The 25,254-nt window shown below is 63.8% G+C and carries 15 protein-coding genes; 7 read left to right on the top strand and 8 right to left on the bottom strand.

Features of this window, described 5'->3' with window-relative positions:
• Positions 1 to 11: 11 nt before the first annotated feature.
• The 5 genes from hxlB to ABFE16_07775 all read left to right on the top strand — a co-directional run bounded on the left by hxlB (position 12) and on the right by ABFE16_07775 (position 4,931).
• On the top strand, positions 12 to 566 hold the full coding sequence (gene hxlB, locus ABFE16_07795; GenBank protein MEN6345195.1) for a 6-phospho-3-hexuloisomerase: 555 nt from the start codon (positions 12 to 14) through the stop codon (positions 564 to 566).
• A 64-nt stretch (positions 567 to 630) separates the two neighbouring features.
• Positions 631 to 1,725: a DSD1 family PLP-dependent enzyme gene (locus tag ABFE16_07790; GenBank protein ID MEN6345194.1), complete on the top strand. Its 1,095-nt coding sequence runs from the start codon at positions 631 to 633 to the stop codon at positions 1,723 to 1,725.
• A gap of 45 nt (positions 1,726 to 1,770) precedes the next feature.
• Positions 1,771 to 2,568 carry a glucose 1-dehydrogenase gene (locus ABFE16_07785; protein MEN6345193.1) on the top strand — a complete coding sequence of 266 codons (798 nt, stop codon included), beginning with the start codon at positions 1,771 to 1,773 and terminating at the stop codon, positions 2,566 to 2,568.
• Positions 2,569 to 2,583: 15 nt separating this feature from the next.
• Positions 2,584 to 3,804, top strand: a complete 1,221-nt coding sequence (locus ABFE16_07780; protein MEN6345192.1) for a glycosyltransferase 87 family protein — start codon at positions 2,584 to 2,586, stop codon at positions 3,802 to 3,804.
• Complete coding sequence (locus tag ABFE16_07775; protein MEN6345191.1) at positions 3,801 to 4,931, top strand: class I SAM-dependent RNA methyltransferase; 1,131 nt, start codon at positions 3,801 to 3,803, stop codon at positions 4,929 to 4,931. Before ABFE16_07780 ends, ABFE16_07775 begins: the two co-directional genes overlap by 4 nt.
• Positions 4,932 to 4,967: 36 nt before the next feature.
• On the opposite strand, the gene ABFE16_07770 is transcribed toward ABFE16_07775, so the two are convergent.
• The 8 genes from ABFE16_07770 to glpK all read right to left on the bottom strand — a co-directional run bounded on the left by ABFE16_07770 (position 4,968) and on the right by glpK (position 22,532).
• Entirely contained in the window at positions 4,968 to 9,209 is a 4,242-nt protein-coding gene (locus ABFE16_07770) for an acyl-CoA dehydratase activase (GenBank protein ID MEN6345190.1), read from the bottom strand.
• Between the two features lie 199 nt (positions 9,210 to 9,408).
• Positions 9,409 to 10,188 carry a type II secretion system protein gene (locus ABFE16_07765; protein ID MEN6345189.1) on the bottom strand — a complete coding sequence of 260 codons (780 nt, stop codon included), beginning with the start codon at positions 10,186 to 10,188 and terminating at the stop codon, positions 9,409 to 9,411.
• 211 nt (positions 10,189 to 10,399) lie between these two features.
• Complete coding sequence (locus tag ABFE16_07760; GenBank protein MEN6345188.1) at positions 10,400 to 11,140, bottom strand: DUF1559 domain-containing protein; 741 nt, start codon at positions 11,138 to 11,140, stop codon at positions 10,400 to 10,402.
• A 340-nt stretch (positions 11,141 to 11,480) separates the two neighbouring features.
• Entirely contained in the window at positions 11,481 to 13,430 is a 1,950-nt protein-coding gene (locus tag ABFE16_07755) for a peptide transporter (protein ID MEN6345187.1), read from the bottom strand.
• Between the two features lie 188 nt (positions 13,431 to 13,618).
• Entirely contained in the window at positions 13,619 to 18,739 is a 5,121-nt protein-coding gene (locus tag ABFE16_07750; GenBank protein ID MEN6345186.1) for an FtsX-like permease family protein, read from the bottom strand.
• A 238-nt stretch (positions 18,740 to 18,977) separates the two neighbouring features.
• Positions 18,978 to 19,667 carry an ABC transporter ATP-binding protein gene (locus tag ABFE16_07745; GenBank protein MEN6345185.1) on the bottom strand — a complete coding sequence of 230 codons (690 nt, stop codon included), beginning with the start codon at positions 19,665 to 19,667 and terminating at the stop codon, positions 18,978 to 18,980.
• Between the two features lie 387 nt (positions 19,668 to 20,054).
• Positions 20,055 to 20,762 carry an FtsX-like permease family protein gene (locus tag ABFE16_07740; GenBank protein ID MEN6345184.1) on the bottom strand — a complete coding sequence of 236 codons (708 nt, stop codon included), beginning with the start codon at positions 20,760 to 20,762 and terminating at the stop codon, positions 20,055 to 20,057.
• Positions 20,763 to 21,056: 294 nt separating this feature from the next.
• Entirely contained in the window at positions 21,057 to 22,532 is a 1,476-nt protein-coding gene (gene glpK, locus ABFE16_07735) for a glycerol kinase GlpK (protein MEN6345183.1), read from the bottom strand.
• Positions 22,533 to 22,733: 201 nt separating this feature from the next.
• Here glpK and ABFE16_07730 point away from each other — a divergent pair, with 201 nt between their 5' ends.
• Together ABFE16_07730 and ABFE16_07725 are read left to right on the top strand one after the other, a co-directional pair.
• Complete coding sequence (locus ABFE16_07730; GenBank protein MEN6345182.1) at positions 22,734 to 23,381, top strand: prepilin-type N-terminal cleavage/methylation domain-containing protein; 648 nt, start codon at positions 22,734 to 22,736, stop codon at positions 23,379 to 23,381.
• 169 nt (positions 23,382 to 23,550) lie between these two features.
• The gene (locus tag ABFE16_07725) at positions 23,551 to 25,239 is read left to right on the top strand and encodes a zinc metalloprotease HtpX (protein ID MEN6345181.1); all 1,689 of its coding nucleotides are present in this window, start codon (positions 23,551 to 23,553) and stop codon (positions 25,237 to 25,239) included.
• Positions 25,240 to 25,254 lie beyond the last annotated feature (15 nt).

Genomic DNA, 25,254 nt, shown 5'->3' with positions numbered 1-25,254 from the left:
TCCGGACAAGGATGTCCTTGGACAACTATGAGCTGATGGTGGTCGATGAGCTCCGCTCGGTCGTCGCCCAGACCGATGAGGAGGAAATCCTCACGGTGTGCCGCGCAATCCTGAAGGCAAACCGCGTGTTCGTGGGCGGCGCCGGACGCAGTGGACTGATGATGAAGGCCTTTGCCATGCGCCTGATGCACCTGGGGCTGTCCTCCCATGCCGTTGGCGAGACCATCACCCCGGGCATCGAGCCCGGTGACTTGCTGATCGTCGGCACCGGCTCGGGCCAGACCCGGACGACCCTGGCGACCGTCGAAGCAGGCGCTACTCGCGGAGCCCGGACCGTAGTGATCACGGCCTTCCCGCAGTCGCCTATCGCCAAAGTGGCCGACATCGTGCTGTACGTCCACTCGCCACTCACCAAGCCGACGGCGCTCATCGCCTCTCAGCAGCCGCCAGGCTCCCTCTTCGAGCAGTGTCTGCTGGTCCTGTGCGAGGGCATGGTCGTGCGCCTGATGAAGGATCTGGGCACCACCGAAGAGGAGATGCGCGCTCGTCACACGAAGCTTGAGTAGCGGCTACCCGCTGCGGCAAGCCCGATTGCCACGCCTTCCATATCACCCTTGAGGGGTCTTTGCCATGTCTAGCTCGATGATCGGCGGTCCCTTCCAGGACTTGGATACCCCGTGTCTGGTCCTGGACCTGGATGCCGCCCAGCGCAACATAGACCGGATGGCCGACTTCTTCGCCGACAAGCCCGCGAAGCTGCGGCCGCACTTCAAGAACCACAAGTGCACCGAACTGATGAAGCGCCAGGTAGTCCGGGAAGCTGCCGGAGTAACCTGCGCGAAGCTCGGCGAGGCCGAAGTTCTCGTCGGTGCAGGCTTCAAGGACATCCTCATCGCCAACCAGGTAGTCGGCCCGCAGAAGATCAAGCGGCTGCTGGCACTCCTGAACCGGGCGATGGTCCGCGTTGCCGTCGACGCCGAGGACAACTGCCGGCAGCTCTCCCAAATGGCTTCGGCGGCCGGAGTGATCGTCGGCTGCCTGATCGAGGTCAACATCGGCATGGACCGGTGCGGCGTCGAACCCGGCGAGCCGGCTGTGGAGCTGGCGAAGCTGATCGCAGGCCTGCCCGGTCTGCGCTTCGATGGCGTCCAGGCCTATGAGGGCCACGTCGTGACCTTGCCCGATCCCGAGGAGCGGCGTGCCGCGGTGACCCGCGACATGCACAAGGCCCTCGACACCGCCGACCTCATCGAGAGCGCGCTTGGCATGCCCGTGGGGATCGTGTCGGGTGGCGGCACCGGCACCTACGACATGACGGGAGCCCTGGAGGGCGTCGACGAGATCCAGGCCGGCACCTACGTGACCATGGACTGCTACTACCATGGCGTGCGCCGGGAGTTCGACAACGCGCTTTCCGTACTGACAACCTGTGTCAGTAGTCCGAGCGCCAGTCGCGCGGTTCTGGACGTCGGCGTGAAGGGTGTGGGCGCGGAGTTCGGCTCGCCACAGGTCCGCGGCCGTGAAGGTGTCGAGATACCGAGCTTCCGCTCGGAGGAGCACTGCATCCTGAAGGTCACCGGCACGCCGCTGGTCGTCGGCGAGAAGGTCGAGCTGATCCCCTCGCACGCCTGCACCACCTGCAACCTTCACCGCGAGCTGTACGTCTGCCAGCAAGGGCGCGTTGTCGACGTGTGGCCGATTGACGGCTCCGGCAAACTCAGGTAGTCGTCGGCCGTCTTGCCGCTCGAACACCGACAGAGAGGCGATAGGATGAAGCAGTTCTCGCTCGAGGGCAAGCGTGCCCTCGTTACCGGAGGATCACGCGGTATCGGTCGCGGTCTCGCCCTGGGTCTTGCGGCGGCCGGCGCCGAGGTGGTGGTGCTGTTCCGTCAGGCAGAGGAGGCAGCGCAGGAGGTCGTGGAGCACATCCTGGGGATGGGCCGCCGAGCTTGCTCCATCCAGGCGGAACTCGCCGACGTAGAGGCCTTCCCGCGGATCGTGGAGACGATCTGGTCGGACTTCGGCGCGATCGATATCCTGGTCAACAACGCGGGCATGGCCTACCTGGAGCCCCTCACCGCGGTGACGGTCGAGCACTGGGACCGGACGATGAACGTCAACGTTCGTGCGCCCTTCTTTCTGTCGCAGCAGATCGCGCTTGCGATGATGCAGGCCGGTCACGGCGGGCGGATCATCAACGTCTCCTCGACGAACGGGATGCAGGCCGAGGCCTACCTGGCGCCCTACAACGCCTCGAAGGGCGCTGTGGAGATGCTGACCAAGTCCCTGGCGGTCGAACTCGCGCCGCACCATATCACGGTGAACGCGGTCGCGCCGGGGCTGATCGAGACGGAGATCGGCGATGACTTTCAGGTCGCCGAAGGGTTCTGGGAGTACCTGCTGGAGCACATTCCCCTGGGGCGACTGGGGCGACCGGAAGACTGCGTCGGCGCCGTGATCCTCCTGGCCAGCGAGGCCGGAGCGTACATTACGGGCCAGACGATCGTGGTGGACGGCGGCATTGTCTGCGAACAGATTCCGAGGCGGAAGTTCGGCGCAGGGTCCTGAGGGGGGCCACGGGACATGGCTGTAGCTCAAACGGGCACTCGCCTCTGGCGCGTCCTGGGATGGCTCGTCGTTGGCGGCGCCGCGATGGCGAATCTGCTCAATGTGGCCCTGCGTCCCGACGCCTTTCAGTGGGACCTGAAGCCCTTCTACTACGCTGAGCGTGCCTTCGCGCAGGGCCTCGATCCCTATACTCTGGACTCCCTGCACACGGCCGGCGCTGAGCCTTCGATGCTCTTTGCCTTCCGCTATCCGCTGGCGACGCTGGCCTTGTGGTGGCCGCTGGCGGGGCTGGACTACGTGACCGCCTACTACCTGTGGTTGGCCGCCAAGCTGGGCGCGCTGGTAGCGCTGATCTGGCTGTGGCGGAAGCACTTCGTCCCCGAGGTCGACCCCTTGCTGCTGGGGGCGCTGTTGGTGTTCGGGTTCAATGGGGCGCTGTGCGAGGACCTGCGGGCGGGCAACAAGATACCCTTCGAGCAGTTGGCCATCTGGGCCGGCCTGGTGTGTTTCCTGCGCGGACGCTACGCCTGGTTTGCGGTTCTCGTGGCCCTGGCAGCGGTCTTCAACCTGCTGCCCGCGCTTCTGTTGGGGTTGCTGCTGTTTGTGCCCGGGCGCCTGAGTTGTCGCCTCGGTGCAATGGGCCTTGGACTTGCGGTGCTGGCGATCCTGGTGCTTGGGCCCTATGCGAGGTACCCGGAGCTGCTGCCGTCCTATCTGGGGAGCATCAGTGGAGTGCGCGAGGTCGGCTCGATCAACCCCTGTGCGCTGGCTCTCCTGGACGACCTACCCGAGCGTTTCGGGAGGGCGCAGTTCCTTGTGCGCACCCCGTGGTTGATCCCCGCGATCTGGGGCGTGTACTTCGCAGCAATCGTCGGCTTTGGCCTGCGCGCCCTGCGTCGGTTTGCCAATCGCGGTGACCGCTATGGACTGGTGATGGTGGCGCTGATCACCTACGCACTGGCGGTGCCACGCTTCAAGGACTACGCTTACGTCCTACTGCTGCTCCCGGCCTTGTGGGCGATCCGGTCTTTGCCACGTGCAGAGACTTACCCCGTGCTGGCGGGACTGGCCGTCGGATACCCGGGACCACACAACCTCGGCGTGAGCCGGACGGTGGGGAAACTCATCTCGGCGTACTGGTCGTGGCTGCTGGTCCTGGGGATGTGGCTGGCGGTTGTAACCGGCGCGATCGCTCCGGCCGAGCCCGAGACGGCGTCCGAAGAGGTACCCTCATGATCGAACTACAGGCAACCTGTGCCTTCGGGATGGAGAGTCTCGTCGCCGAGGAGCTTCGTGCCCTCGGGTACGACAGGCTCGAAGTGGACCGTGGCAGCGTGCGCCTCTCCTGTGACCTCTCGGGGATCGCCCGCACGAACCTATGGCTGCGCTGCGCCGACCGTGTGCTGCTGCAGATGGCGCGCTTCAAGGCGCTGACCTTCGACGAGCTCTATGACGGGGTTCGCTCGCTGGCCTGGGCCGACTGGATCCCTCGCGACGGCGAGTTCCCAGTGGTCGGCAAGTCGGTGAAGTCCAAGCTCACGTCGGTACCGGCATGCCAGAGCATCGTCAAGAAGGCGGTCGTCGACTCGCTCGCGCAACGCTACGGGCAGGAGCACTTCGAGGAGACGGGACCGCGGTTCCGCATCCAGGTGTCGCTCCTGCGCGACGTGGCAACCATCACCCTCGACACCAGCGGGACCGGCCTGCATAAGCGGGGCTACCGCGACCTGTCGGCACCGGCTCCCTTGCGTGAGACCCTTGCCGCGGCGATCATCTACCTGAGCCACTGGCAGCCGGGCTACATCCTCGCCGATCCCTGCTGCGGATCGGGGACGCTGCTCATCGAGGCGGCACTGATTGGCCGCAACATCGCACCGGGCACGCTGCGTACCTTCGATGCCTTCAAGTGGCCGAGTCTGCCGCGCAGGGTATGGACGGAGAGCCTTGAGGAGGCCGACGACCTGGCGCGCAACGACCAGAGGCTGCGACTGTGGGGATCGGACATCTCGGAGGAGGCCATCGGTCTGGCCCGGCATCACGCAGCGCGAGCGGGCTTTGAGGAGGACCTCGAGCTGGAGCAGAAGCCCCTGGTCGACTTCCGCACGCACCACAAGTACGGTTACCTGGTGTGCAACCCGCCCTATGGCGAGCGCCTCGGCGATCTGCAAGAGGCCGAGGCGCTGTATCGCGAAATGGGCCAGGTTTTCCCACGTCTGCGGGACTGGAGCTGGTTCGTGCTCACCCCGCACGAGGCCTTCGAGACGCTCTTCGGAGCCCCGGCCACACACCGGCGCAAGCTCTACAACGGGCGCATCAAGTGCACGCTGTACCAGTACTTCGGGCCGAAGCCGCCGGGGTCGTAGCCCGGCTCTCCCCTCTTCTCACTGACCCCTCTTCGCTCAGTGACTGCCCGTGGTGGCACCGGCCTGCTGCTGCATGTACTCCCGTGCCTGGTACATGAAGGCCTCCAGCCGCGTCTGTGCGGTGGACTGCTCGAGGCCATCGTAGACCATGTTCAGGAAGGGGATTTCCTTCTCGTCGTTGCGCACGCGCTTCATAAGCGCCAGCGAGATCGTCCCGGGCATGCAGGTGAAGGGCATCACGGAGGCGATGCCGCTCAGGCCCTTGCGAGCGAAGTCAATGGCCTTGCCGACCGTCATGATCGCCTCGCCCTCGAAGGTCTTGTGCACATAGGGCTCGGCGTACTTGAGCACGAGTTCGGTGGGCGGCTCATGGGCGTTCCGCAGGAAGCCGTCGAAGCCGCTCTGCAGGCGGTGCTCGTCCATGCGCATCACGTAGTCCATGCCCTTGGTCTTCAACACGATCTTCCAGTCGCCGGTCTGGCGGCTGCGCATGTCACGGCGGAAGTTGCGATACAGGAACCACTCGTAGGCCGGCGCCATCCAGCACTCGCCACCCAGGGCCTCGATCTTGGCGATCAGGTTCTGGTTGCTGAAGTCGCTCAGGCGGACGTAGAACTCGCCCACCAGGCCGATGACGGGCTTCGGGACAGAGCGGTCCGTAGCCACGGTCTCGAAGCGCCGCCGGCCTCGCTCGACTGCCGCCCGAAGGTTGCCGCAGCTTGCCACCGTCTCGCACACATCGCGCACGGACTCCTCGTACACCCGCTCCGTCGCACCCAGTTCGGTCTCATAGGGCCGTGTCTGGAGCCGGGCCTTCTCCAGCAAGTCCACGGCTACTACCGCCTGCCAACCGGTGCGCAGGAATTGACGACCGACGATGCCCATGTCGGAGTAGAAGCGGCTGCTCTGGTTGGGCGCGAAGATGGGGACATCCTCGTAGCCCAGGTCATCGAGCACCATTCGCTGCAGGCAGTTGTACTGACCGAAGCGGCAGGGCCCGCCGGAGCCGCCCATGAAGAAGGCGATCTTGTCGCGGTCGAAGTCCTGGGTCCGCACATACTTGACCATGTCGCCGGTGGTGACGATGCACGGGAAGCACTCTTTGCCGGTGGTATGCTGACGTCCCCAGAGCAGCGTCTCCTCGTCGGGCTCGGGCAGGACTTCAGCCTTCATGCCGCAGGACCGGAAGGCGGCCGCCAGGGCATGAGCGTGGCCACTCATGTTGGGGATGAGGACCGTGCGCTCGGTCCCCGGACTGATGCTCAGAGGGCGGAAGCGTCGTCCGCTATCGAACGCTCGGCCCTGGGTCGCCTCCAGGCTATCCAGGTAGGCCTCGCAACGAGTGATCATGCCGGCGTCCGCGCTGTGCTCGTCGACCTCGATCATGAGCACCGGTTCGGTGCCGAGGCGCTCCTGGAAGAACCGGCTTACGAAGGAGTCCGGCCCGCACCCGAAGTTCGTAAGGTAGAGGGCATGGAGCCGCGAGTCATGCGAGATGATCTCGGCGCCCGCCAGGATCTTCTGGCCGTACCGCCAGTACATGTTGAACCAGTCTTTGGGCAACCCCACGCTGTCGAGGGGCAGGAAGTCCAGCGGGATCGCCAGGACGCCCATGTTGCGCAGCTTGCGCGGGATCTCCAGGTTGGCTCCCGGGTCGCAGCCGTTGTAGGAACGGCTCACTACGACGATGGCCGGACGATCCTCCGGCAGGTTCTCCAGGACTTCCTGGCCGCGTTTGTGCAGCGCCGCCTGGAACTCTTCCTGCGCCTTGAGACCGGCGGCCACGGCCTTCCGGACCTGGCGCACGTTTCGGCCGAGCTTGCGCGCCATCTTGGCCATACCTTCCACAAGGCTGCGCTCGCCGAGCTGCAGGTACAGAGGCACCGTCAGCATCTCGACCCCGGCCGCCGCAAAGTCGACGGCGGACCTGACGGTGTAGGGGAAGCTTTGGACATACGGGCACACGAAGCTGTCCGTCATGTCCTCGTCCATCTTGTGCAGGTTGATGATGCTGGGCAGGAAGATGAAGTCGATGTCCTTGGTGAGCAGGTTCAGCACATGCCCGAGCGCGACTTTCATTGGGAAGCAGGTCTCGGCAACGGACCGCTCGGCGCCCTCGTGGATGATGTGCTTGTTGGTGCGGTCCGACAGCACGATCTTGCAGCCCAGCTCGGTCAGGATCGCCTGGAACAGTGGGTAGAGCTCGTGGAACATCAGCGCCCGGGGCACCCCAACCCGCGGAGCAGTGTCTGGCACGGGCTGCGTGGGCTTGTAGCTGTTCAGCAGCAGACGCTCGCGCTCGGCGAAGAGGTCGGGGAGGTCGGGGAGATCGTTCTGGGTCCGCCCACGACGAACGACGTCGTACTTCTCGCACCGGCTGCCGTAGTAGAGCGGCTCCTCGCCCTCCACCGAGACCTTGTTGATCTCGCAGCGGTTCGGGCAGTCCTGACACTCAAAGGACTCGATCGTGTAGCGCTTGCTGCTCAGGTCGAAGCCCTTGAAGGTGCTACCGGCGCCGCGATCGTTTTCCATGGCGATGACGGCACAGCCCAGCGCTCCGGTGACTTCGTTGTGGGCCGGCACGGTGATGGACTGGCCCGTGACCATCTCGAAGGCAGCCACGACAGCACGGTTGAAGGCGGTGCCGCCCTGGAAGAACACGCGCTTGCCCACACGCTTGCGGGCGACGACACGGTTCAGGTAGTTGTAGACAACCGAGTAGGCAAGGCCCGCGACAAGGTCCTCGAGGGCCGCCCCTGCCTGCTGGTTGCGCTGCAGCTCCGTCTCCATGAACACGGTGCAGCGCTCGCCCAGATTGACCGGGTTCTGTGCCTTCAGGGCGAGTTCGCCGAACTCGCCCTTGATGCTGATGCCAAGCTTCTCGGCCTGCTCTTCGAGGAAGGAGCCCGTGCCGGCGGCACAGACCTTGTTCATCTCGAAGTCGATCACGTGGCCGTTGTCGATGGCGATGTACTTCGAGTCCTGCCCACCGATCTCAAAGATGGTGTCCACGTCAGGGTCGATCTGCAGTGCTCCGCGCGCCTGGGCGGTGATCTCATTCTTGACGACGTCGGCGCCAAGGAAGTCGGCGATGAGGTAGCGACCGGAGCCGGTGGTGCACGCGCCCCGGATATCCACAAGGTGGCCGATCTCGGCGCCGATCTCCATCAGGCCCTGACGAACGGCCTCGATAGGCCGACTGGCGGTCATCAGGTACCGCTTGGCCAAGACTCGCCGCTGAGCGTCGATGACGACAAGGTTGGTGCTGATCGAGCCGACGTCAACACCCAGGTATGCAGGCAGGGGCTCCGCCACATCCGCCGGCGGCGGCGTCACACGTCCCTCTTGCACGACGGACTTCGCGAGCTGCAGAGGGCGCAAGGTCCCGTGGTCGCCGTGGGCGACGTAGCCGGAGAGTTCCTCCAGACGAGACCAGTCGGGCCTCGGGATCTCCTCGCCTACCTTGAGCACCGCGCCAATTGCGCCCATGGCGGCGAAGTGGTCGGGGATGATGAGCTGGCCATCGGTCAGTTCCAGAACCTCGCGCATAGCCCGGACGATCCCCGGGTTAGCGGCCACTCCGCCGTGAAAGGCCACCGGCGGAGTCATGACCGTTGCCGAGCCGACGGTACTCTTGAAGTTGCGAACGAGGGCGTAGCATAGCCCGGCCACAATGTCGTGGAGGGGAGTTGCCTTCTGCTGCAAGTGGATCATGTCGCTCTTGGCGAATACGCTGCATCGCCCCGCGACACGAGGGGGTGCATCGGACTTGAGCGCGAGCTCGCCGAACCTCTCGATACTCAGACCCATGCGCGAGGCCTGCTGGTCGAGAAAGGACCCTGTGCCAGCAGCGCACATGGCATTCATGGCGAAGTCGGCGATCTCGTATCCGCCTGAGTCGGTGGGGCGCAGGAAGATAAGCTTGGAGTCCTCGCCGCCGATCTCAACAACGGTACGCGCCTCGGGGTGGAGGACGGCAGCAGCAGTGCCCTGCGCGACGACCTCGTTGACGAAGGCGGCCCCAAGCAGATCTGCAACGACGCGTCCACCTCCGCCGGTTGCCGCCAATCCGCGCAGGTTCTCGGCGCCGTATTTGCTCACAGCCGCCTGCAGGACGTCGCCTGCGACATGCATCGGGCGGCCCATATGACGTACATAGCGGTCCTCGACAACCTCTCCCGCTTCGTCCAGAACCGCGAGGTCGACGCTCACTGATCCGACATCAATGCCAACACGATAGTCCGAGCCAATCACAATCGCTCGTACCCTCCATGTCATCCTTCAGGCACCACGCAGGTGGGGGAACGTCCCGGCAGAGGGACACAACTCATCGCACTTGCGCGGCCTGTGACTAACCCCTGGACACAGCACCCCGCGGCCTTCATTATACCACGAAGGCCCGCCCTGGGAATAGGCACTATGAAGGGTGGTTATAGATACGTCACGCGAAGGACACCCGGCTCCAGGGGGCAGAGGGCTACTCGGCGGGAGGTAGATCCGCCTCGGTCTCGACCATCCCCTTGACCGGGGTGGATACGCCCACGCGAGCAAAGGGTCCCGAGGTCAGTGTGAAGTACTTGACGTGGCCGTCGACGAACAGCAGGTTCTTGCCGTCGTAGTGGAAGGGCCGGGTGCTGATGACGCTGCCGCTGTAGGTTTGCTCGTGCTGAGGGTTGGGCGTGTACTCGGCGCGAAGTGGTCCGTTACTGCTCTCATGCAGATTCTGCCCCAGGGCATCGGCCCAACTGCCGGGCTCGTAGTTGCCCTTCTCGAAGAGCAGCACGGTTTCCGTCGGGTTCGGAATGCTGCCCTCCCAGATGCCCCAGTACGCCACGGCGCCACCACTACCCCTGCCGGAGGCCTTCTGCGTGTACTGGGCAATCGCGTAGCCTCGCGACTCTCGACCGGCCACGTTGTTGCGGTTTGAGGGGCACCTGAGTATCGCCTTACCGCCGCGCAGGTAGGTGCTGAGGCTCACATCCCAGGTGATCACCGCGGGGTCTGCTTCGTCTTTCGGGTCGGGTGCCCAATCCGGGGTCGGAGCGGAGACACACCAGTTCACGAGGAACTGGTTGTAGTCCATGGAGTAGGCCCGCGCCCCAACACCCAACTGGCGGAGGTTGGAGGAACAGGTGGTTCGCCTGCCACTCTCAAGGGCACGGCTTACCACCGGGAAGAGGATGCCCGCCAGGACCGCGATGATCGCGATCACGACCAGCATCTCGATCAGGGTGAATCCCGCTTGCCACGCTCGCACTGCCATCACTCTCCCGAGACCGCGGTCCACCGGCGGCCGAGTATCTGGCCACCGGCCTGAGATCACGTGTTCTCCAACGAGCGACCACCTGACGCGGCACATGCCCTGACTCAGTATACCCCACTCGGACGAGCAGGCGCAGCCCCCGACGGAAGCTGCGCCCAGAAAACCCTCTTTGCCTACCTGCGATCTGCGGCAGACCTCCGCGAACCTAGTCGGCCGCCGGCCAGTCCTGCCGGAACTCCATATGACCGACATCGTGGCTTGCGTACCCATTGTTGGGGCAGTTCGCCGCATCGACCATGTCGGAGTTCGGTGTGACAAAGGGCCCTGACGACCCGCCGTACCACTTCACATGGCCATCGAGGAACAGGAAGTTCTTCCCACCGTTATGCGGGTACGGAACCGCCGGGTTCTCCTTGCTGTACCCCGCCTGCTTGGCGAACTCGCAACCGGCGTCCTCGAGCGTCCCAGGGAGGTACGCGCCCTTCTCGCACAGCATGACGGTCCTCGTTGGGTTGGGTGGATCGGCCACACCGACCACGCCGATCGTGGTGTTGTACGGGTCACCGAGATACCGGGGCTCGGCATAGCTGCGCTTGCGCCCCTGCTGCGGCAGGGTCCCGTCGGAGTGGAAACGGCTATCGCTGCAGTAGAGGATTTCTTTGTTCTTCATGTAGGGCAGGATCGCAACATCCCAGGTGACGTCGTTTGCCTGTTGGTCGAAGTTCCCCGAGACACAGTAGGGGGACAGGGTTTCGTCGTAGTCACTTGCGTACATGATCATCGCCAGTCCGAGCTGCTTCATATTGGACTGACAGGCGGCCTGTCGTGCCTTCGCCCGCGCGCGGCTGAACACCGGAAACAGGATTGCGGCCAGGATTGCGATAATGGCAATCACAACCAGCAGTTCGATCAGCGTGAAGCCCTTCCCTTTACCTCGTCCACGCATTCTGCAAAGCCTCCTTGCGCTCACATAGCGCCGGGTGGCCGGAACCCGATAGCGCCCCGGATACACGTAATAAACAGGCTCCTTGCACAAAAGTTCCGGCCACTTTCCCACGCCTCTCGAGTGTTACAGCGGCCAGATCGATGCGACGCCTGCGCCTGCTCTGCTACCTTGACGGCGCTCCGGGTGCAAGGTTCACCCAGGCGCGGGATCGTAACATACCCTCACGGCCACCCTTGAGGGAAGACGCCTAGACAAAGAGGGGCGAGCTTCAGCGCTCGCCCCTCCCAGGGTAACCTTTGGCAACCGCATCCACGCCCCTCGGTGGACGCCGATGATGCTACTAGTACGGCATCTGCGACACTGACTTGCTGATCATGGCCAGGGCAACCGTGCCCATTCCGATGAGGCCCATGCCGCAGGAGAAGCCGGCCATCAGAACCGTGGCGTACTGCTTCCACCGCCGTGCCCCGTAGCGAGGCACGAAGTAGTACTGGCTTATCAGTGCCCCGACGAACTCGGGAACGACGAAGTGAGGCAAGGTTCCCAAGCCTCTCACGATACCGAACACGAACATGACCGGCAGTCGCGCCACATTCAGGATGGTGTAGGTCACCGTCCCGAAACCGAAGCCCGCTGCGGCCAACCAGGGCTTCCAGGCCCGGAAGAAGAGGCTCCGCTCGCGGTTGACGGTGGAGGTCAGCATGAGACCCCTCTGCAGCGCCTGCAGGTGCCACATCTTCTGGGCGTACGGATAGTACACGGACGGGATCGGAGCCAGCCGCCAGATGAACTGCCAGAACAGGAGGCTGCAGAACAGGGTGATTGGCCACACCGTGATCTCGGCCTTGATGGTACTCGTGATCTTGGTGCCTGTGAGTTCGATGACACGGAAGTTCTGCGCGCCGCCGCCGAAGTCGCTGATCGGGATCGGGGCGAACCAGATGTCTACGCCCTTGTACCCGCTCAGAATGAAGGTGGCCTCACGCACCATCGGGATACCGACCCACTGACCAACCATACCGATCATCGTCGCGTCAATCAGAGAGTTGATCGGCGTAAAGATGAACCCGAAGAACATGACGATCCACAGTGGGAACCGCGGGACCAGCAAGTGGCACAGGTACACGTAGCCTGCCGTTGAGGCCACAAACAGACCGACGCACCACCATACCCAGTTCATGCCGTCGCCGCGACCGGCCGGCGGCACCCAACTCCCGATCTCCTTCTCGCCCTGCTCCTTCGCATCCCTATTCGCCTTGATGCGCACAAGGATGTTGTAGATGCTGATCGCGAAGACCGCGAAGCCGACGCCGATGCGGAAGGAGAAGTAAAAGTCGATGTCATTCGCGAAACTGGTCTCGATCGTCCCCATGCCCGCCTTCCAGGTGGTGAGCACCCCGATCTTGTGCATGTAGGGGTTAAACAGGAGGGTGAGCACGGCGGAGGCGAAGGCCCCCATGACCGACCAGAAAGGAGCAACGAAGCCGTTACCGATGGAGCCCAGCGTAGTCACAAAGCCTGTGGGCACCGCCGGCAGCAGTGTCTCGGTGCTGCGGGTGAGGTCGACCCACGGGATCGGCAGGAGCTGGAGCGGCTTGCTCATGATGCAGCCGGTGACCGTGGGAATACCGACATAGAAGGCACCGAACACGAGACCAATCATCGCGCCGATGGAGAAGGTCCGCCAGCGCCAGGTCTCTTCCTTGCTCGAAGCCTCAGCCAGTGCAGTCGCGCCCTGGGCGGAAACCGCGGCCCATGGGAAGGGCAGCCGCTGGTAGTCTGAGGTCAGACGGAACAGCAGATAGCCCATACCGAAACTGTTGAGACGGCCAAGGATCGTGCCCAGGAATAGCAGGATCCCCGGGATCAGCCAGTCTCGGTGGAAGAAGGTTCGGTTCAGGATTGCCGGTGAGTTCGCGTTCGGGACGACCCAGGTGGGGATCTCGTTCGAGATGCCCATGCCCTTGGCTGCCGGGGATCTGATGAAGTACTGGTCCCAGATCTTGCCGGCGAAGGCGCCTCCGGCGAGTGCCACGCCGCCCTGCATGCTGGTCAGTGCGCCGGCGATGGAGAACAGGATGTAGATCTCCTGGCGCTTGAGGGTGACGAAGGAGCGCCGAGCCACTTCCGTGAACAGAATGATCGTAGTCCACTCTGCGGCGGGTCCGAGGGATTGACCGGCAACCAGCCCGAGGTAGATCGAGCCCGGCATCATCACGAATCCCACGAAGAGCGCTCCGATGATGGCTTTCATATCGAAGCCTTCTTCGAAGCTCGTGGGCTGGTCCATCAACCCTCGATACAGTTCAAGTTCGGGGTCTCGGCGTAGCACGTGGCACCTCCGGCACAAGGACACAGTTGCTTAGATATGAATTCGCTGATGCGGTCTGCGCAACACGGAACGGCCTACTTCTCGGCCTCACAAAGCCCGCCGTGCCTTGTCATACCGCACGGCGAGCCCCACTCAGGTTGCGTAGCCTAGCCTTCTTCCTCTTCGAGCTCGCCCGCCATGAGCTTGGCACCGCGCTGGCCGTACTCGCCCTTGAGGCCGGCCGGGAAGGTGCGCCATAGCAGGTACTGCTTGCGGAGCATGTTGATGAAGTTGCGGGTGACGCGGATCCAGGAGGACTCGTCACCGCTCTCGCGCACAATAACGGCCTGGATCTGGTAGACTTCCTCGTCCTCCGTCGGAACGGTCTGGAGGAGCAAGCGTTCCGAGACACCCAGGTCGTAGGGAGCCAGCCAGACCATGAGCGACAACTGGTACCCCTCGCCCAGCTCGGCCTGTATGGTCCCGAGCTCGATGTCGGCCGTGGAGAAGTGCCCTAGCGAGTAGTCGGCATGGGCCGCCAGGTACTCGCGCAGGAACATGTTCACACCCACTGCCTGGTCCCCGGTCACCGTGAAGGGAAGGGGCATGGCGATCTGGTCGTTTTGAGGCTCCGGCAACGTCCAGCGGCGCTCGATACCCGGCATGGCGATCTCGGAGGCACGTTTGGCCGGGTAGATGACCGACAGCAGCACCGTAAGCATGATGATCGAGGTCGATCCAACTGCCGACAGGGACGAGTAGTTCAGGTTCAGACCGGCCAGCCACCCGAAGGTCATTAGCAGCTTGGCCATGGCCTGTCCCACGAGGTAACCGGCGATGGCGCCGAGGATGGCGTACACGCAGGCCTCAGCGATGAACAGGGCCGCGATATGGGTCGGCGCAAGGCCAAGGGAGCTGTAGATGTAGATCTCCTTGGTGCGCTCGTACACCGATCCCAGCATCGTGTTCAGAACGATGGCCGCTGCGATGAGGATCGGGATTACCAGGTCGGAGGCTCCCTTGAAGCTCGTCGCGCTCACGGCGCTGCACAGGTAGGTCTCGCCATTCATGCCGGCGTACAGGTTCAGCTCAATGCGCTGCATGAGGTTGTCGAGGGCCTTCCGCACCTCATCCGCCTGCGGGATCCCGATGGCCACCGAGCGGAGATTGCCGCCGGCGTTGATAACGAACTGGTAGGGCACAAACAGGACGCTATCCGGCGCAAGGTGGATGTACTCACGCAGCTCGTCCTCACTCATGCGGTCGGACCGCTGCTGTGACTGCTGCTGGGCGGCCTGTTCCTGCATGAGTAGATAGTCAACGGGCGTCAGGTTCTCGCCGTCGAGGTCGTTGGCGCGGTTCTTGAACCGGTTCGACCGAACGATGCCAATGATGCGCAGGTCGGTGCCGAAGACCGAGACCGTCGCCGTACCAACCTGATCGTTGGCGATGTTCAGCTTCTTCGCCATCCCATCGGGGATGATGCACACGAGGCTGTCGTCGGGCCGGAACCACCGGCCGGCCATCAGATGAGCCTGCGGCTTGGTGATGTCCGCCTCCTGGGCGGTAAGGCCGACCATGGCGGTGGCAGCATAGGTGTCGATGCCGCGGCTAACGTTGACGAAGGACTGGTCGCCGACCTTGCTGGAGAAGTACCAGGCCCGCGGGGCGACCGGGAACCTGTCGCCGAACTCGTTGGTCATGACGCGGTAGGTCGGCTCACCAATGGCGTTCCAAGTCTTGTCGCGGATCTCGATCCCGTTGTAGGTCGCGGTCTTCGGGAGCCGGATTCGATTCGTGCGCACGCCTTCAACAACGGAGGTGCACGAAAGGACCGTGAAGGTTAGCAGGACCAGGGTCAGACAGGTCAGCAGCGTACGCACCTTGCGGCGGCGCATGTTGGCGATGCCGAGGTTGAAGGCGGCACCCGAAGCGCTCAGACGGCCAACGTCTGCCGTCCTGATACCAGTCTGCTCGTAGCGGACCTCCTTCATCTGCTGCTCGAACTTCTGGACGATGATCGCGATAACGACCATCGTGAGCGCGAGGATGACGAAGGCCAACAGGATGATGGCCGGTGTGAAGGTGATGGCGAAGGCCGGATGGACCAGCGCAATCAGGAAGAAGACGAACATGAACACGCCGAAGAAGCCGATGATCTGCCAGCGTACATCCGGTGCGGCGATCAGCAGGCGCTCGGCGAAGAAGGCGAAGGGCAGCAGAAGTGCCAGGTAGAACAGAATGCCCTTGATGACGTCGTCAGAGGTACTGCGGACGTCAGGATAGGCTCGCGACTCGAAGCTCCACGCCGACCGGGCGGCGGTGAAGAACTTGTCGTAGAGCCGTCGCTGCATCAGGTCTTCGGCCGCGATCAGGTCATCATGCGCCTGCTCGTGGGCTGCGTCGACGCGGCTGTTCTCGATGCCGTGCTTGCGCAGTTTCGACATGCGGTCTTCGTCGAGCTTCCACATGTCGGCGGCGACGCGGTACGGCGTCGCATACATGGAAGCGTTATCGTCGATCAGGTAGCCTTCGCCCTCCGGCTTCAAAGGCGTCGGGTTCACAAGGACCATGCGCAGACCCAGAACGCTGGCGCCCATGGTCACCTTGACCTTGGTACCGCTCTGCGCAAAGACGACGGCGACCGGCTCATAGGCCGACACGAACTGCTGCGGCGGAAGCGGCAGGCAGAAACCGTACTCGTAAGGGGAGGCGTCATTGGCCGCGTCGTAGACATTTATCTCGCGCAGAAGCTCGAAGAAGCGCTGGTCGACCATGTCGAAGATGGTCATGGCCTTGCACTTGAACATGACGCTGGTGACAGGCTTGATCTCCTGGTCCATGGTGAGAGCGGTCGGGTATGCCGTCTCACCGTTGACCCCCTTGTCCGGGGCCATCGAGACGCGCCCGTCCTCCGGGTCGAGCATGTAGCCCTCGACCGGGGTCACACCGCCCCTGGCACGACTGTTCGGCAAGCCCAGCATGTGGATCTTGCCGCCCTTGTCCTTCCACTCTTCGAAGGCGCGGCGGTGCTCACGTCGGAAGGCATTGTAGCCCTTCGGGTCCTTGGTCTGGTCGGGGACCCTGAACTGGGTGACCTGGCCGTTCTCCTTGATCTCAGCGTACGGAGGCAGGTTGCTCGGCACGGCAAAGAGCTCGGAGCGCACACCCATGGAGGTTTTCGTGCCAGTGCGGGCGACGGCGATGGCGCCCATGGCGGCGGTCATCGGCTCGTCCGGGAAGGTGGTCATCTCCGGGTTGAACTCAACTAGGCGCCCCTTGACCTCGACGAAGTTGTCGTCCAGCTGCAGGTCGTAGAGGTCCTTGTTGGCCGGGTCGGAGATATTGATCAGGTCACACAGCATGCAGCTCAGGAAGGTGGTCTGCGCTGCCAGGTTGTCGACGTCAACCTTCTGTGGGGTGTCCAGTGGCGTGTCGACGAGGGGCCGCGAGTCGTTGATCGTCGCGAAGCCCAGACCGGGGATGCCGGCGAGGGTGGCGACTTCGCTGTCCAGTGCAAGCTTGCCGGCCATGTAGGTCTGCCAGGTCTTGCCCTGGATCGCGTTGATGCCGTCGGCGAAGCGTGTCGTAGCGTCGACACCGAGGGCCTGGCCGATCAGGTCGCCGTACTCGCGAGCCTTCTTACCGATGTCGGAGAACTTCCACTGGATGTTCTCGCTGTAGTTGTAGAAGTAGCCCTTGTAGAAGATGCCGTAGGCATTGTTGTGGCTCGACAAGTCAACGGAGAACCAGAGGGAGATGTCCTCCTGGGAGAAGTCGAGGGCGTCGGTAGAGGCGTCGATGGAGGCCTTTACCTTCTCGAGCTGCGCCTTCCTGTCTTCAAGGGAGGCTGTCTCGGGAACCTTTCGAGCCTCGCGGACCACGCCGATAGCGTCCTCGAGCGCCTTGGTCATCCCGGGTCCGGCCTTCTGGAACTCGTCGATGAGTCGGAGGCGCTCCTTCTTCTCTGCGTCGTTGAGCTGCCACTCGTCGAGCTTGCCGCGGTTCGGATCTTCCTTGAGTGCTTTGCGGATGACCTTGCCCATCTTGCCCATGTTCTTCTGGGCGAAGTGGATGGACTTTTGGATGCGTCCGAGAGCGCGCATGCGCTCGGCGACGATCTCTTCCTCGGTCTTCTCGATCTTTGTGGACTTGTCTTCCTCCCAAACGCGGTCGGCGGCGTCCTCGATCTCACGCCGGCCCTTGTTGACCAGCGAGAACAGTTGGCGGACGCGACGTTCGCTGCGTCCACCGCGGATTCGCTCGCGGATGAAGTACTTGGCGCCGCTCAGGGCCTCGAAGTGCCCGGCAGTGGCCAGGAAGGTGATGCTGCGCTTGGGTGGGTTGGCCTGCACGGCCTTTATGATCTGGTAGAGGGCGGCGATGCTGCAGGCGTTCTCGCCGCCAGGAGCGACGGTCGGAGCGACGGAGATCGAGTCATAGTAGGCCTGGACGACGACCTGTTGCTTGCTGAGCCGCGGGTCGGTGCCCTTGATGTGTGCGACGATGTTCTTGCCCGTGCGCTGCTCCCAAGCCATGTTGCACTTGAGGGTGATGTCGACGCGGTCCTCGCTGCGCAGGAGCCCCATGAGGTAGTCGGCGACGTCTTTCGGTACCCAGTAGCGCGGGATGTTCGTCGGGATGGAGAGGAACTTCTGCTCGGCTTCGCCACGGATCGTCTCATCGGGCTCGATGAACAGAACCGCCTTGGCGCCCAGCAGGGGAGCGTTGAACCAGTCGGCGCCGCAGTTGAAGTCGACCATGACGATCGACTCGGAGATATCCTTGCCATTGAAGAAGCGCAGGTTGCCGGTTCCGCCGTAGACCAGGCGTCCGTTAACGCCTTCGGTCGGGGTCTTCGGGGTGCGGACCATGTTGGGCCACAGGGGGATGATCCCGAAGCTATCGGCGCCCTTGACGGAGAGAGAGGCCGCACGTCCCTGGGCATCGGGCTTGACGACAGGGACGACGACCGGGAACTCCTCGACTTCGACGTCCTGAAGACCGAGCTCGCGGAAGCGGGTCTCGACGAGCTTGGCGGCCTGATCGCAGCCGTCATAGCCCGTGACACGGGATCCGAGGCCAGCCATCTCTTGGATGGTGGCCTGCATCTCGGCTGGATCAACCAGCGTCGATACCTTCTGGTAGTCGGTGTCCGACTTCAGGACGATTTCTTCTTCTTCACTGCTTTGGCGTTGGGCCGGGGCGACCGCAGACCCTGCGGTCAGGACCAGGATCGCCGCGAAGGTAAGCAGACCCCGGAATCGTCCTGTTGTTGCGCGCTTCAAGACAGGCTCACCGCCTTGGGCACCTCAGCAGCGAAGAGGGGCGATGGTGCACGCCTCACCCTCCACGGCGCGGACATGGTCTCTGCGCCGATTGCCGGGGGCCCAGGTTTGTGGATCTAGATTTGGGTTTGGCTCTCAGGTCTCGACTCGGCTGCCCCACCTCATCCCCCAACGAGCCGACCCACCACGGGTCGCGACAGCAGCACTTGGGCCGCCGACCGCGGTGGCGCGGGTACGGCTAGTGCCCCTGCTGCCCGCCCATAACACCGACTGCGAGTTCGATGTCCTCGCGCTTGTCGATGCGCTCGACACCGCCGTCACGGATGTGGACGACACGGTCGGATACGTCAATCATCTTGAGGTCGTGGGTGGCAGAGATGATGGTGACGCCGCTTTCGACGTTGAGCTCCTTGAGCAGCTCGATGATCTCCTTACCGGTCTGGAGGTCGAGGTTGCCGGTGGGCTCGTCAGCCAGGATGATGGCCGGGCTGTTCGCCAGGGCGCGGGCGACAGCGATACGCTGCTGCTGTCCGCCGGAGCACTCAGAGGGCTTGTGGTGCAGGCGCTCACCGAGGCCGACCAGTTCGAGGAGCGTGCGGCCGCGTTCCATCATCTCGTCGGAGTTCATTCCGGCAAAGATCATGGGCAGGGTCACGTTCTCGAGGGCGGTCATGACCGGGATGAGGTTGAAGGTCTGGAAGATGTAGCCGATCTTGCGGCAGCGCAGCCAGGCCAGCTCAAAAGCGTCGAGCTGGGCCATGTCGACCTCTTCGATGAAGCAAGTCCCGCTGGTGGGCTTATCGAGGCCGCCAACCATGTTGAACAGGGTCGACTTGCCCGAACCGGACGGGCCCATGATGGAGAGGTACTCGCCGCGGCGAATGTCCAGGTCGACCCCACGGAGGGCACGGACGATGTTGTCGCCCATGCGGTACTCCTTGGTCAGACCCTTGGTGCGGACGATGTACTCGTGGGTTGTGACCGAATCGTCATGCACCAGGTCTGCGGCCTTGAACTTACCCTCGCCGATCTTCGAGAGCTCTTGCATCACGCCCCGAAGGTCGGTCTTGCACTTGGGGCAGACCGTTACGAGGCCGGTGGTTTCTACCTCATAATCGCAGTTCGGGTTCGGGCACTTGATGAGCGCCATGAGACAGCCTCCTGCTACCCCCACGCGATCCGGGCATTGCCCGCGACGGCCCCGCCATGGGAACCTCGCGTAGGAGAATGGCCAACGGATAGCAGGCCTATGCCTGCCTAGATCACCCAACCGCGGATACGGGCTCCGTCGTCCGCGGCAGTATGCACTTGCTGCCTAGACTTCGCTTTGCAGCGCCGCTGCTGCAGGCATCTTCGCTGCACCCATGGCCGGGATTACCGCGGCACACAGGGAGACGACAATGCCGATACTCAGCGACACAGCCAGGTAGATCGCCAGCTGACCCCAGTCCATCTTCGCCGCCACGGAGTGGTCCTTGATGGTGAAGACGATCAGCATCACCAGGAGGCCTAGGAGGCCCCCGACTAGAGATCCAAGAAATCCCATCAGGGCCGTTTCTATGAGGAATAACCGAACGATGAAAGCGTCTAGCGCGCCGAGGCACTTCATGGTTCCGATCTCACGGAACCGCTCCGTTACCGACATGAGCATGGAGTTTGTGATCCCTACCATGCACACCAGCAGGGACATGACCACGAGCCAGTTCTGGCGCGCAGTGCGCTGCACTTTCTCGGCCTTGGCAGCCTCGCCACCTGGGCCGCTCTCGAGGTTGACAGCGCGAGCGCTCTGGGCTTCGTACCTCTCGATGCCGTCGGTGCACACGCGAGAGGTCCAGATCGACATCAGGAACGCAATACCCAGCACCACACCAGAGGCGGTGATCGCCGCTCGACCCAGGCGGAGGGTCACGTTCTTGATGCTGATACGGAAGGCATCCTTCCAGGGCAAGCTCATCTGCCGCTGGATCTTGACCGGACCTTCGTCTGTACGAGCGAGCTCCGCAAGCTTCTTTACGTCCATCATGGTGCAATCGACTCCACTGCCCACAGAGGGGTATCTGGGGGGATCTCAGGGGCAAGAGGTAATCGTAACATTACCCTAGGCAGGCGTCAAGATTGGCGGCGCCGATCCTGGCTCCGCGGCCGCGGGCCGCCCTTGTCCCCGTACTCCCGTAAACAGCCCCGCGGACCACACGCCCGGGGCTCTTCACCGACGCTTCCGTGCCGGGTGTGCCGGTGCATTTCCTCGTGAGCGGGAATTCTCCTTCTCGCCTTCCAGCACCTCTAGCACGATCGACCTGCAGATCGAGAGAGCTTCTCACCTCTGGTTGCTCCGGACCCGCGCAACGGCATCACGCCAGCGAGACCGGCGCTCGACACGTTCGGCTTCAGTCAGCCGCGGCTCGAAGCGATCCAGGCCCTCCGAGGCGCTCCAGGGGTCTGTCCAGAGCCCGGCACTGATCCCTGCCAGGTAGGCGGCTCCCAGAGCGGTCATCTCAACCTCCTGGGGGCGCAGGACCGTCAGGCCGGCGAGATCGGCCTGGATCTGCATAAGCAGGTTGTTGCGACTTGCCCCGCCGTCGACCCTCAACTGGACCACCTCGGCGCCGTCTGTCGCCATGGCCTCCAGCACGTCAACGCTCTGGTGCGCAATGGCCTCCAGGGCGGCGCGGGCAAGGTGAGCCCGTCCAGCTCCGCGAGTGAGGCCCAGAAGCGCGCCACGAGCACCGGCATCCCAGTACGGGGCACCTAGACCAACAAAGGCCGGAACGAAGGACACGCCCGCTGTATCGGGGACCGACGCCGCCAGCGTCTCCACTTCGGCGGACGAGGATATCACGCCCAACTCGTCGCGGAGCCATTGCACGGCCGCCCCTGCGACGAAAACACTACCCTCCAGAGCGTAGCACGGGCTCCCTGTGGCATCGCAGGCGAGGGTAGAGAGAAGACCAGCCCGGGAGTCTACGCGACTTCGCCCTGTGTTGGCAAGCAGGAAACATCCCGTCCCGTAGGTGTTCTTGGCTTGCCCGGCCTCCACGCCCCCCTGACCGAACAGGGCTGACTGCTGGTCGCCCATCACCGCACAGATCGGGATCCCGCCCGGAATCCCCTCGCACGGGGCGGTTTCGCCAAAGCGCCCACCGGAGGCCACCACCTGCGGCAGAATCTCCCGGGGAAGGTCCATCAGGTCCAGCAGCTCCGGCGACCAGGCGCGCTGATCGAGGTCGTACAGCATCGTCCGGCACGCGTTGGTCGGGTCGGTGAGGTGCTGTGCCCCGCCGGTAAGCTTCCACACGACCCAGGTGTCGATGGTGCCGGCGGCGAGTTCGCCGATTCTCCCGCGCAGCCCGGGGGTATTGTCCAGCAGCCAGCGCAGCTTGGGACCCGAGAAGTAGGGATCGACCGTCAGACCGGTGAGGCGGTGCAGGGCCTCGGCATGGTCACGGCGAAGTATATCGCACATCTCAGCCGTGCGGCGACACTGCCAGACGATGGCCCTTGAGACGGGGCGGCTGCTTCGTCGCTCCCAGACTCCGATGGTCTCGCGCTGATTGGTGACACCCAGGGCGGCGATGCGGTTCCAGCCTCCGGGGAGCTTGGCGATCGCGCCCGTAACGGAGGAAACCACGCTGTCCCAGAGGTCCTCCAGATCGTGCTCCACCCAGCCCGGTCGGGGGTAGTGCTGCGGGAACTCACAGCGGTGGTCGGCGATGATGGTGCCCGAAGGCCCGACGATCACCGCCCGGCTGGAGGTAGTGCCCTGATCGATGGCAAGAAGGCAGTCTGCGCTCATGGATCACCCAGAGGTTCGGGCTGCTGGAACTTGCCCCTATTCCCTCTCGTCCATACTGACACCTCCTGGTGATTCCGAGTCCAGGGGAGCCTTGGTGAGTGAACCAAAGTGGGGGGTAAGCGTTATGGTTAGTGAAGGATACCTCAGGCGATGCAGGGCTAAGGCCTCGGGCGGTCCAGGAGGGTGAAAGGCGGGACTCAGATGGACCCAAGACGCAGCCAGGGCTTCACGCTGATCGAGTTGCTGGTGGTTATTGCCATCATCTCCATCCTGGCCTCTATCCTCATGCCCGTATACTCCAACGCACGGGCCAAGGGGCGACAGGCCGCCTGTATCTCCAACCTCCACCAGATCTGCATGGCCGTCTCAATGTATGCGCAGGACTTTGACGAGTGCATCGTCAAGGGCCAGCTCGTGGCCGGCGATCCCCAGACCCAGTGGTACAACGGCATCTTCCCCTACACTCACAACCGCCAGATCATGTTCTGCCCGGACCGTAAGGACAGCGGACCTGGCTATGGGTTGAGCTACTATGCCAGCGCCCAGTCTCTGGGCAACTTCTTCGACCCGGCTGTGAAGATCCTGGTGGGCGATGCCTCGCCTGAGGTGATGAACCCGAACCTCACCGGGGATAGCAAGGTCGCAACCAGCGGACGCTGGTGGATCAATGACGCCAACAACGACCTCGCCGGTCATCCGCCCCAGGACGACTCCTTCATCGGCAACAAGTACCCTCAGCGTCACAATGACGGCCTGATCTTCGGCTACGTCGATGGCCACTGCAAGTGGGCCAAGGAGCAGAGCGTCGACCAGAAGCTGTGCTGGGACCCGGCGGAGCCCAGCTCCTAAGGGCGTCCAGGCAGCAAGAGTTGCCCGGGGGAGCGGCCGATGGTCGCTCCCCTCTGCTTTCGGCAGGAACCGGAGGTGCTTTCGCCGAACCGGACTGAGTGTCTCGCATCGGGGTCCTCTGGGGCGCAACAGGCCGTCTGTCGTCCCCTGTCATCTGGAGGTGTGTGTCGTGGCGAACCTGGCCTTCCGCTCGCTGATGGTTCTGGGGATGCTGTGGGGGATGGTCTTCGCGGTAGGGGTGGCGGCGCTGTATGCCCTGGGCCTTGAGGGGCCGGTGGCGGTGACCGCCGGGATCCTCTTTGCCCTCGCGATCGGCTGCCTGCAGTACCTCATCAGTCCCTCGATCATCCAGTGGGTGTACAAGATCAACTGGATGCCGCTGGATGCTGCCGACCCGGTGATCGCGACGGCTGTGCGTGCGGTGTGCCACGACCGGGGCCTGCGTGAGCCGCGCTTCGGGGTGATTGAGGACGGGAACCCCAATGCTTTCACCTTCGGCCACCATCCCAACAACGCCCGAGTGGTCGTGACCCGCGGCCTCATCGACCTGTGCGACTCTGAGGAGCGCAAGGCCGTCGTGCTCCACGAGATGGGACACATCGTCCACTGGGACTTCGTGGTCATGACCGTCGCGGCGACGGTGCCGATGGTCCTGTACATGATCTACCGCTTCGGAATAGCCTCGGGGCGCGGGCGGAACCGCAACGGCGGCTATGTCGCCCTGGTGGCGCTGATGGCTTACGTGTTCTACCTCATCAGCCAGTACGTGGTGCTGCTCCTGAGCCGGGTGCGGGAGTACTACGCCGACAGCTTCTCTGCCGAGACCAGTCAGAATCCCAATGCGCTGGCCTCCGCGCTCATGAAGATCGCCTACGGGCTTGCGAGGGCTCCCAAGGGCGTGTCTGTGGAGGGTGGCGAGAAGAAGGTGACCGCCCAGGCGCTGGCGGTGTCCGGCGGCCTGAAGTCGATGGGCATCTTCGACCCGGGCTTCGGGGCGTCCATGGCCCTTGCGGCCGCCGGGAGCTACTCGCAGGCCGACCATGCACCCGACCACGCGGGAACGCTGCGGGCCATGCGCTGGGATGTGTGGAACCCCTGGGCGCTGGTGTGCGAGCTCAGCTCCAGCCACCCTCTGCCGGCCAAGCGGGTTCGGGCTCTGGGTACGCTGGCGGAGCGGATGGGGCAAGTGCCGCTCTACAAGGTGCCGAGCAAGGCACCAGAGGGCTACTGGGACGAGTTCCTGACGGACCTGCTGGCCCAGTACCTGCCCCTGATCGGTCTGCTAACGGGCGTCGCGGCCTCCTTCGGCCTGGGCATCGTCAAGGGCTTCGACACCGGCGAGGGCAACCTGCTGCTGGCGCCGCTGTCGGCAATTGTTGCCGGCTGGGCACTGGGGGCCTTCCTGCGCGTCCTGTACAAGTACCCGACGAAGAGCTTCCCGCCCCGAAAGATCACTGACCTGGTTGGCGAGGTGAAGGTGTCGCAGATCCGGTCGCTTCCCTCGACACTGGAGGGCACCGTGATTGGCAGGGGCATTCCGGGGCTGTACTGGAGCGAGGACCTGGTGATCCAGGACGACACCGGCTTCATGGTGCTGGACTACCGCCAGCCTTTGCGGATCTTCGAGTTGCTCTTCGGACTGTTCCGTGCGGAGAGCTTCGAGGGGCAGAAGGTGACCGCCAGTGGCTGGTATCGGCGCTATCCGCGGCCCTTCCTGGAGCTGTGGCAGGTGAAGCTCCCCAACGGGGATACCCACACCTGCCACAACTGGGCGCTTTCGTTCTACGGCAGTCTGCTGGCGACGCTGGTGGGTCTGGGCCTGCTGTGCCTGGGCCTGATCCTCCAGATGGGAGCCTAGGCCCGGGGCGAGGCC

The organism is Armatimonadia bacterium (genome assembly GCA_039679385.1).
Lineage (GTDB): Bacteria > Armatimonadota > Zipacnadia > Zipacnadales > JABUFB01 > JAJFTQ01.
The sequence above is the reverse complement of the archived record's forward strand: the minus strand, read 5'-3'. Positions and strand labels throughout refer to the sequence as shown.

Bases quoted from the DNA above. Each gene is read 5' to 3' on its own strand.
- ABFE16_07770 (MEN6345190.1), bottom strand. From the start codon at position 9,209: ATGACATGGAGGGTACGAGCGATTGTGATTGGCTCGGACTATCGTGTT.
- ABFE16_07785 (MEN6345193.1), top strand. From the start codon at position 1,771: ATGAAGCAGTTCTCGCTCGAGGGCAAGCGTGCCCTCGTTACCGGAGGA.
- hxlB (MEN6345195.1), top strand. From the start codon at position 12: ATGTCCTTGGACAACTATGAGCTGATGGTGGTCGATGAGCTCCGCTCG.
- ABFE16_07755 (MEN6345187.1), bottom strand. From the start codon at position 13,430: ATGGACCAGCCCACGAGCTTCGAAGAAGGCTTCGATATGAAAGCCATC.
- ABFE16_07790 (MEN6345194.1), top strand. From the start codon at position 631: ATGTCTAGCTCGATGATCGGCGGTCCCTTCCAGGACTTGGATACCCCG.
- ABFE16_07740 (MEN6345184.1), bottom strand. From the start codon at position 20,762: ATGATGGACGTAAAGAAGCTTGCGGAGCTCGCTCGTACAGACGAAGGT.
- ABFE16_07760 (MEN6345188.1), bottom strand. From the start codon at position 11,140: ATGCGTGGACGAGGTAAAGGGAAGGGCTTCACGCTGATCGAACTGCTG.
- ABFE16_07745 (MEN6345185.1), bottom strand. From the start codon at position 19,667: ATGGGCGACAACATCGTCCGTGCCCTCCGTGGGGTCGACCTGGACATT.
- ABFE16_07775 (MEN6345191.1), top strand. From the start codon at position 3,801: ATGATCGAACTACAGGCAACCTGTGCCTTCGGGATGGAGAGTCTCGTC.
- ABFE16_07730 (MEN6345182.1), top strand. From the start codon at position 22,734: ATGGACCCAAGACGCAGCCAGGGCTTCACGCTGATCGAGTTGCTGGTG.
- ABFE16_07780 (MEN6345192.1), top strand. From the start codon at position 2,584: ATGGCTGTAGCTCAAACGGGCACTCGCCTCTGGCGCGTCCTGGGATGG.
- glpK (MEN6345183.1), bottom strand. From the start codon at position 22,532: ATGAGCGCAGACTGCCTTCTTGCCATCGATCAGGGCACTACCTCCAGC.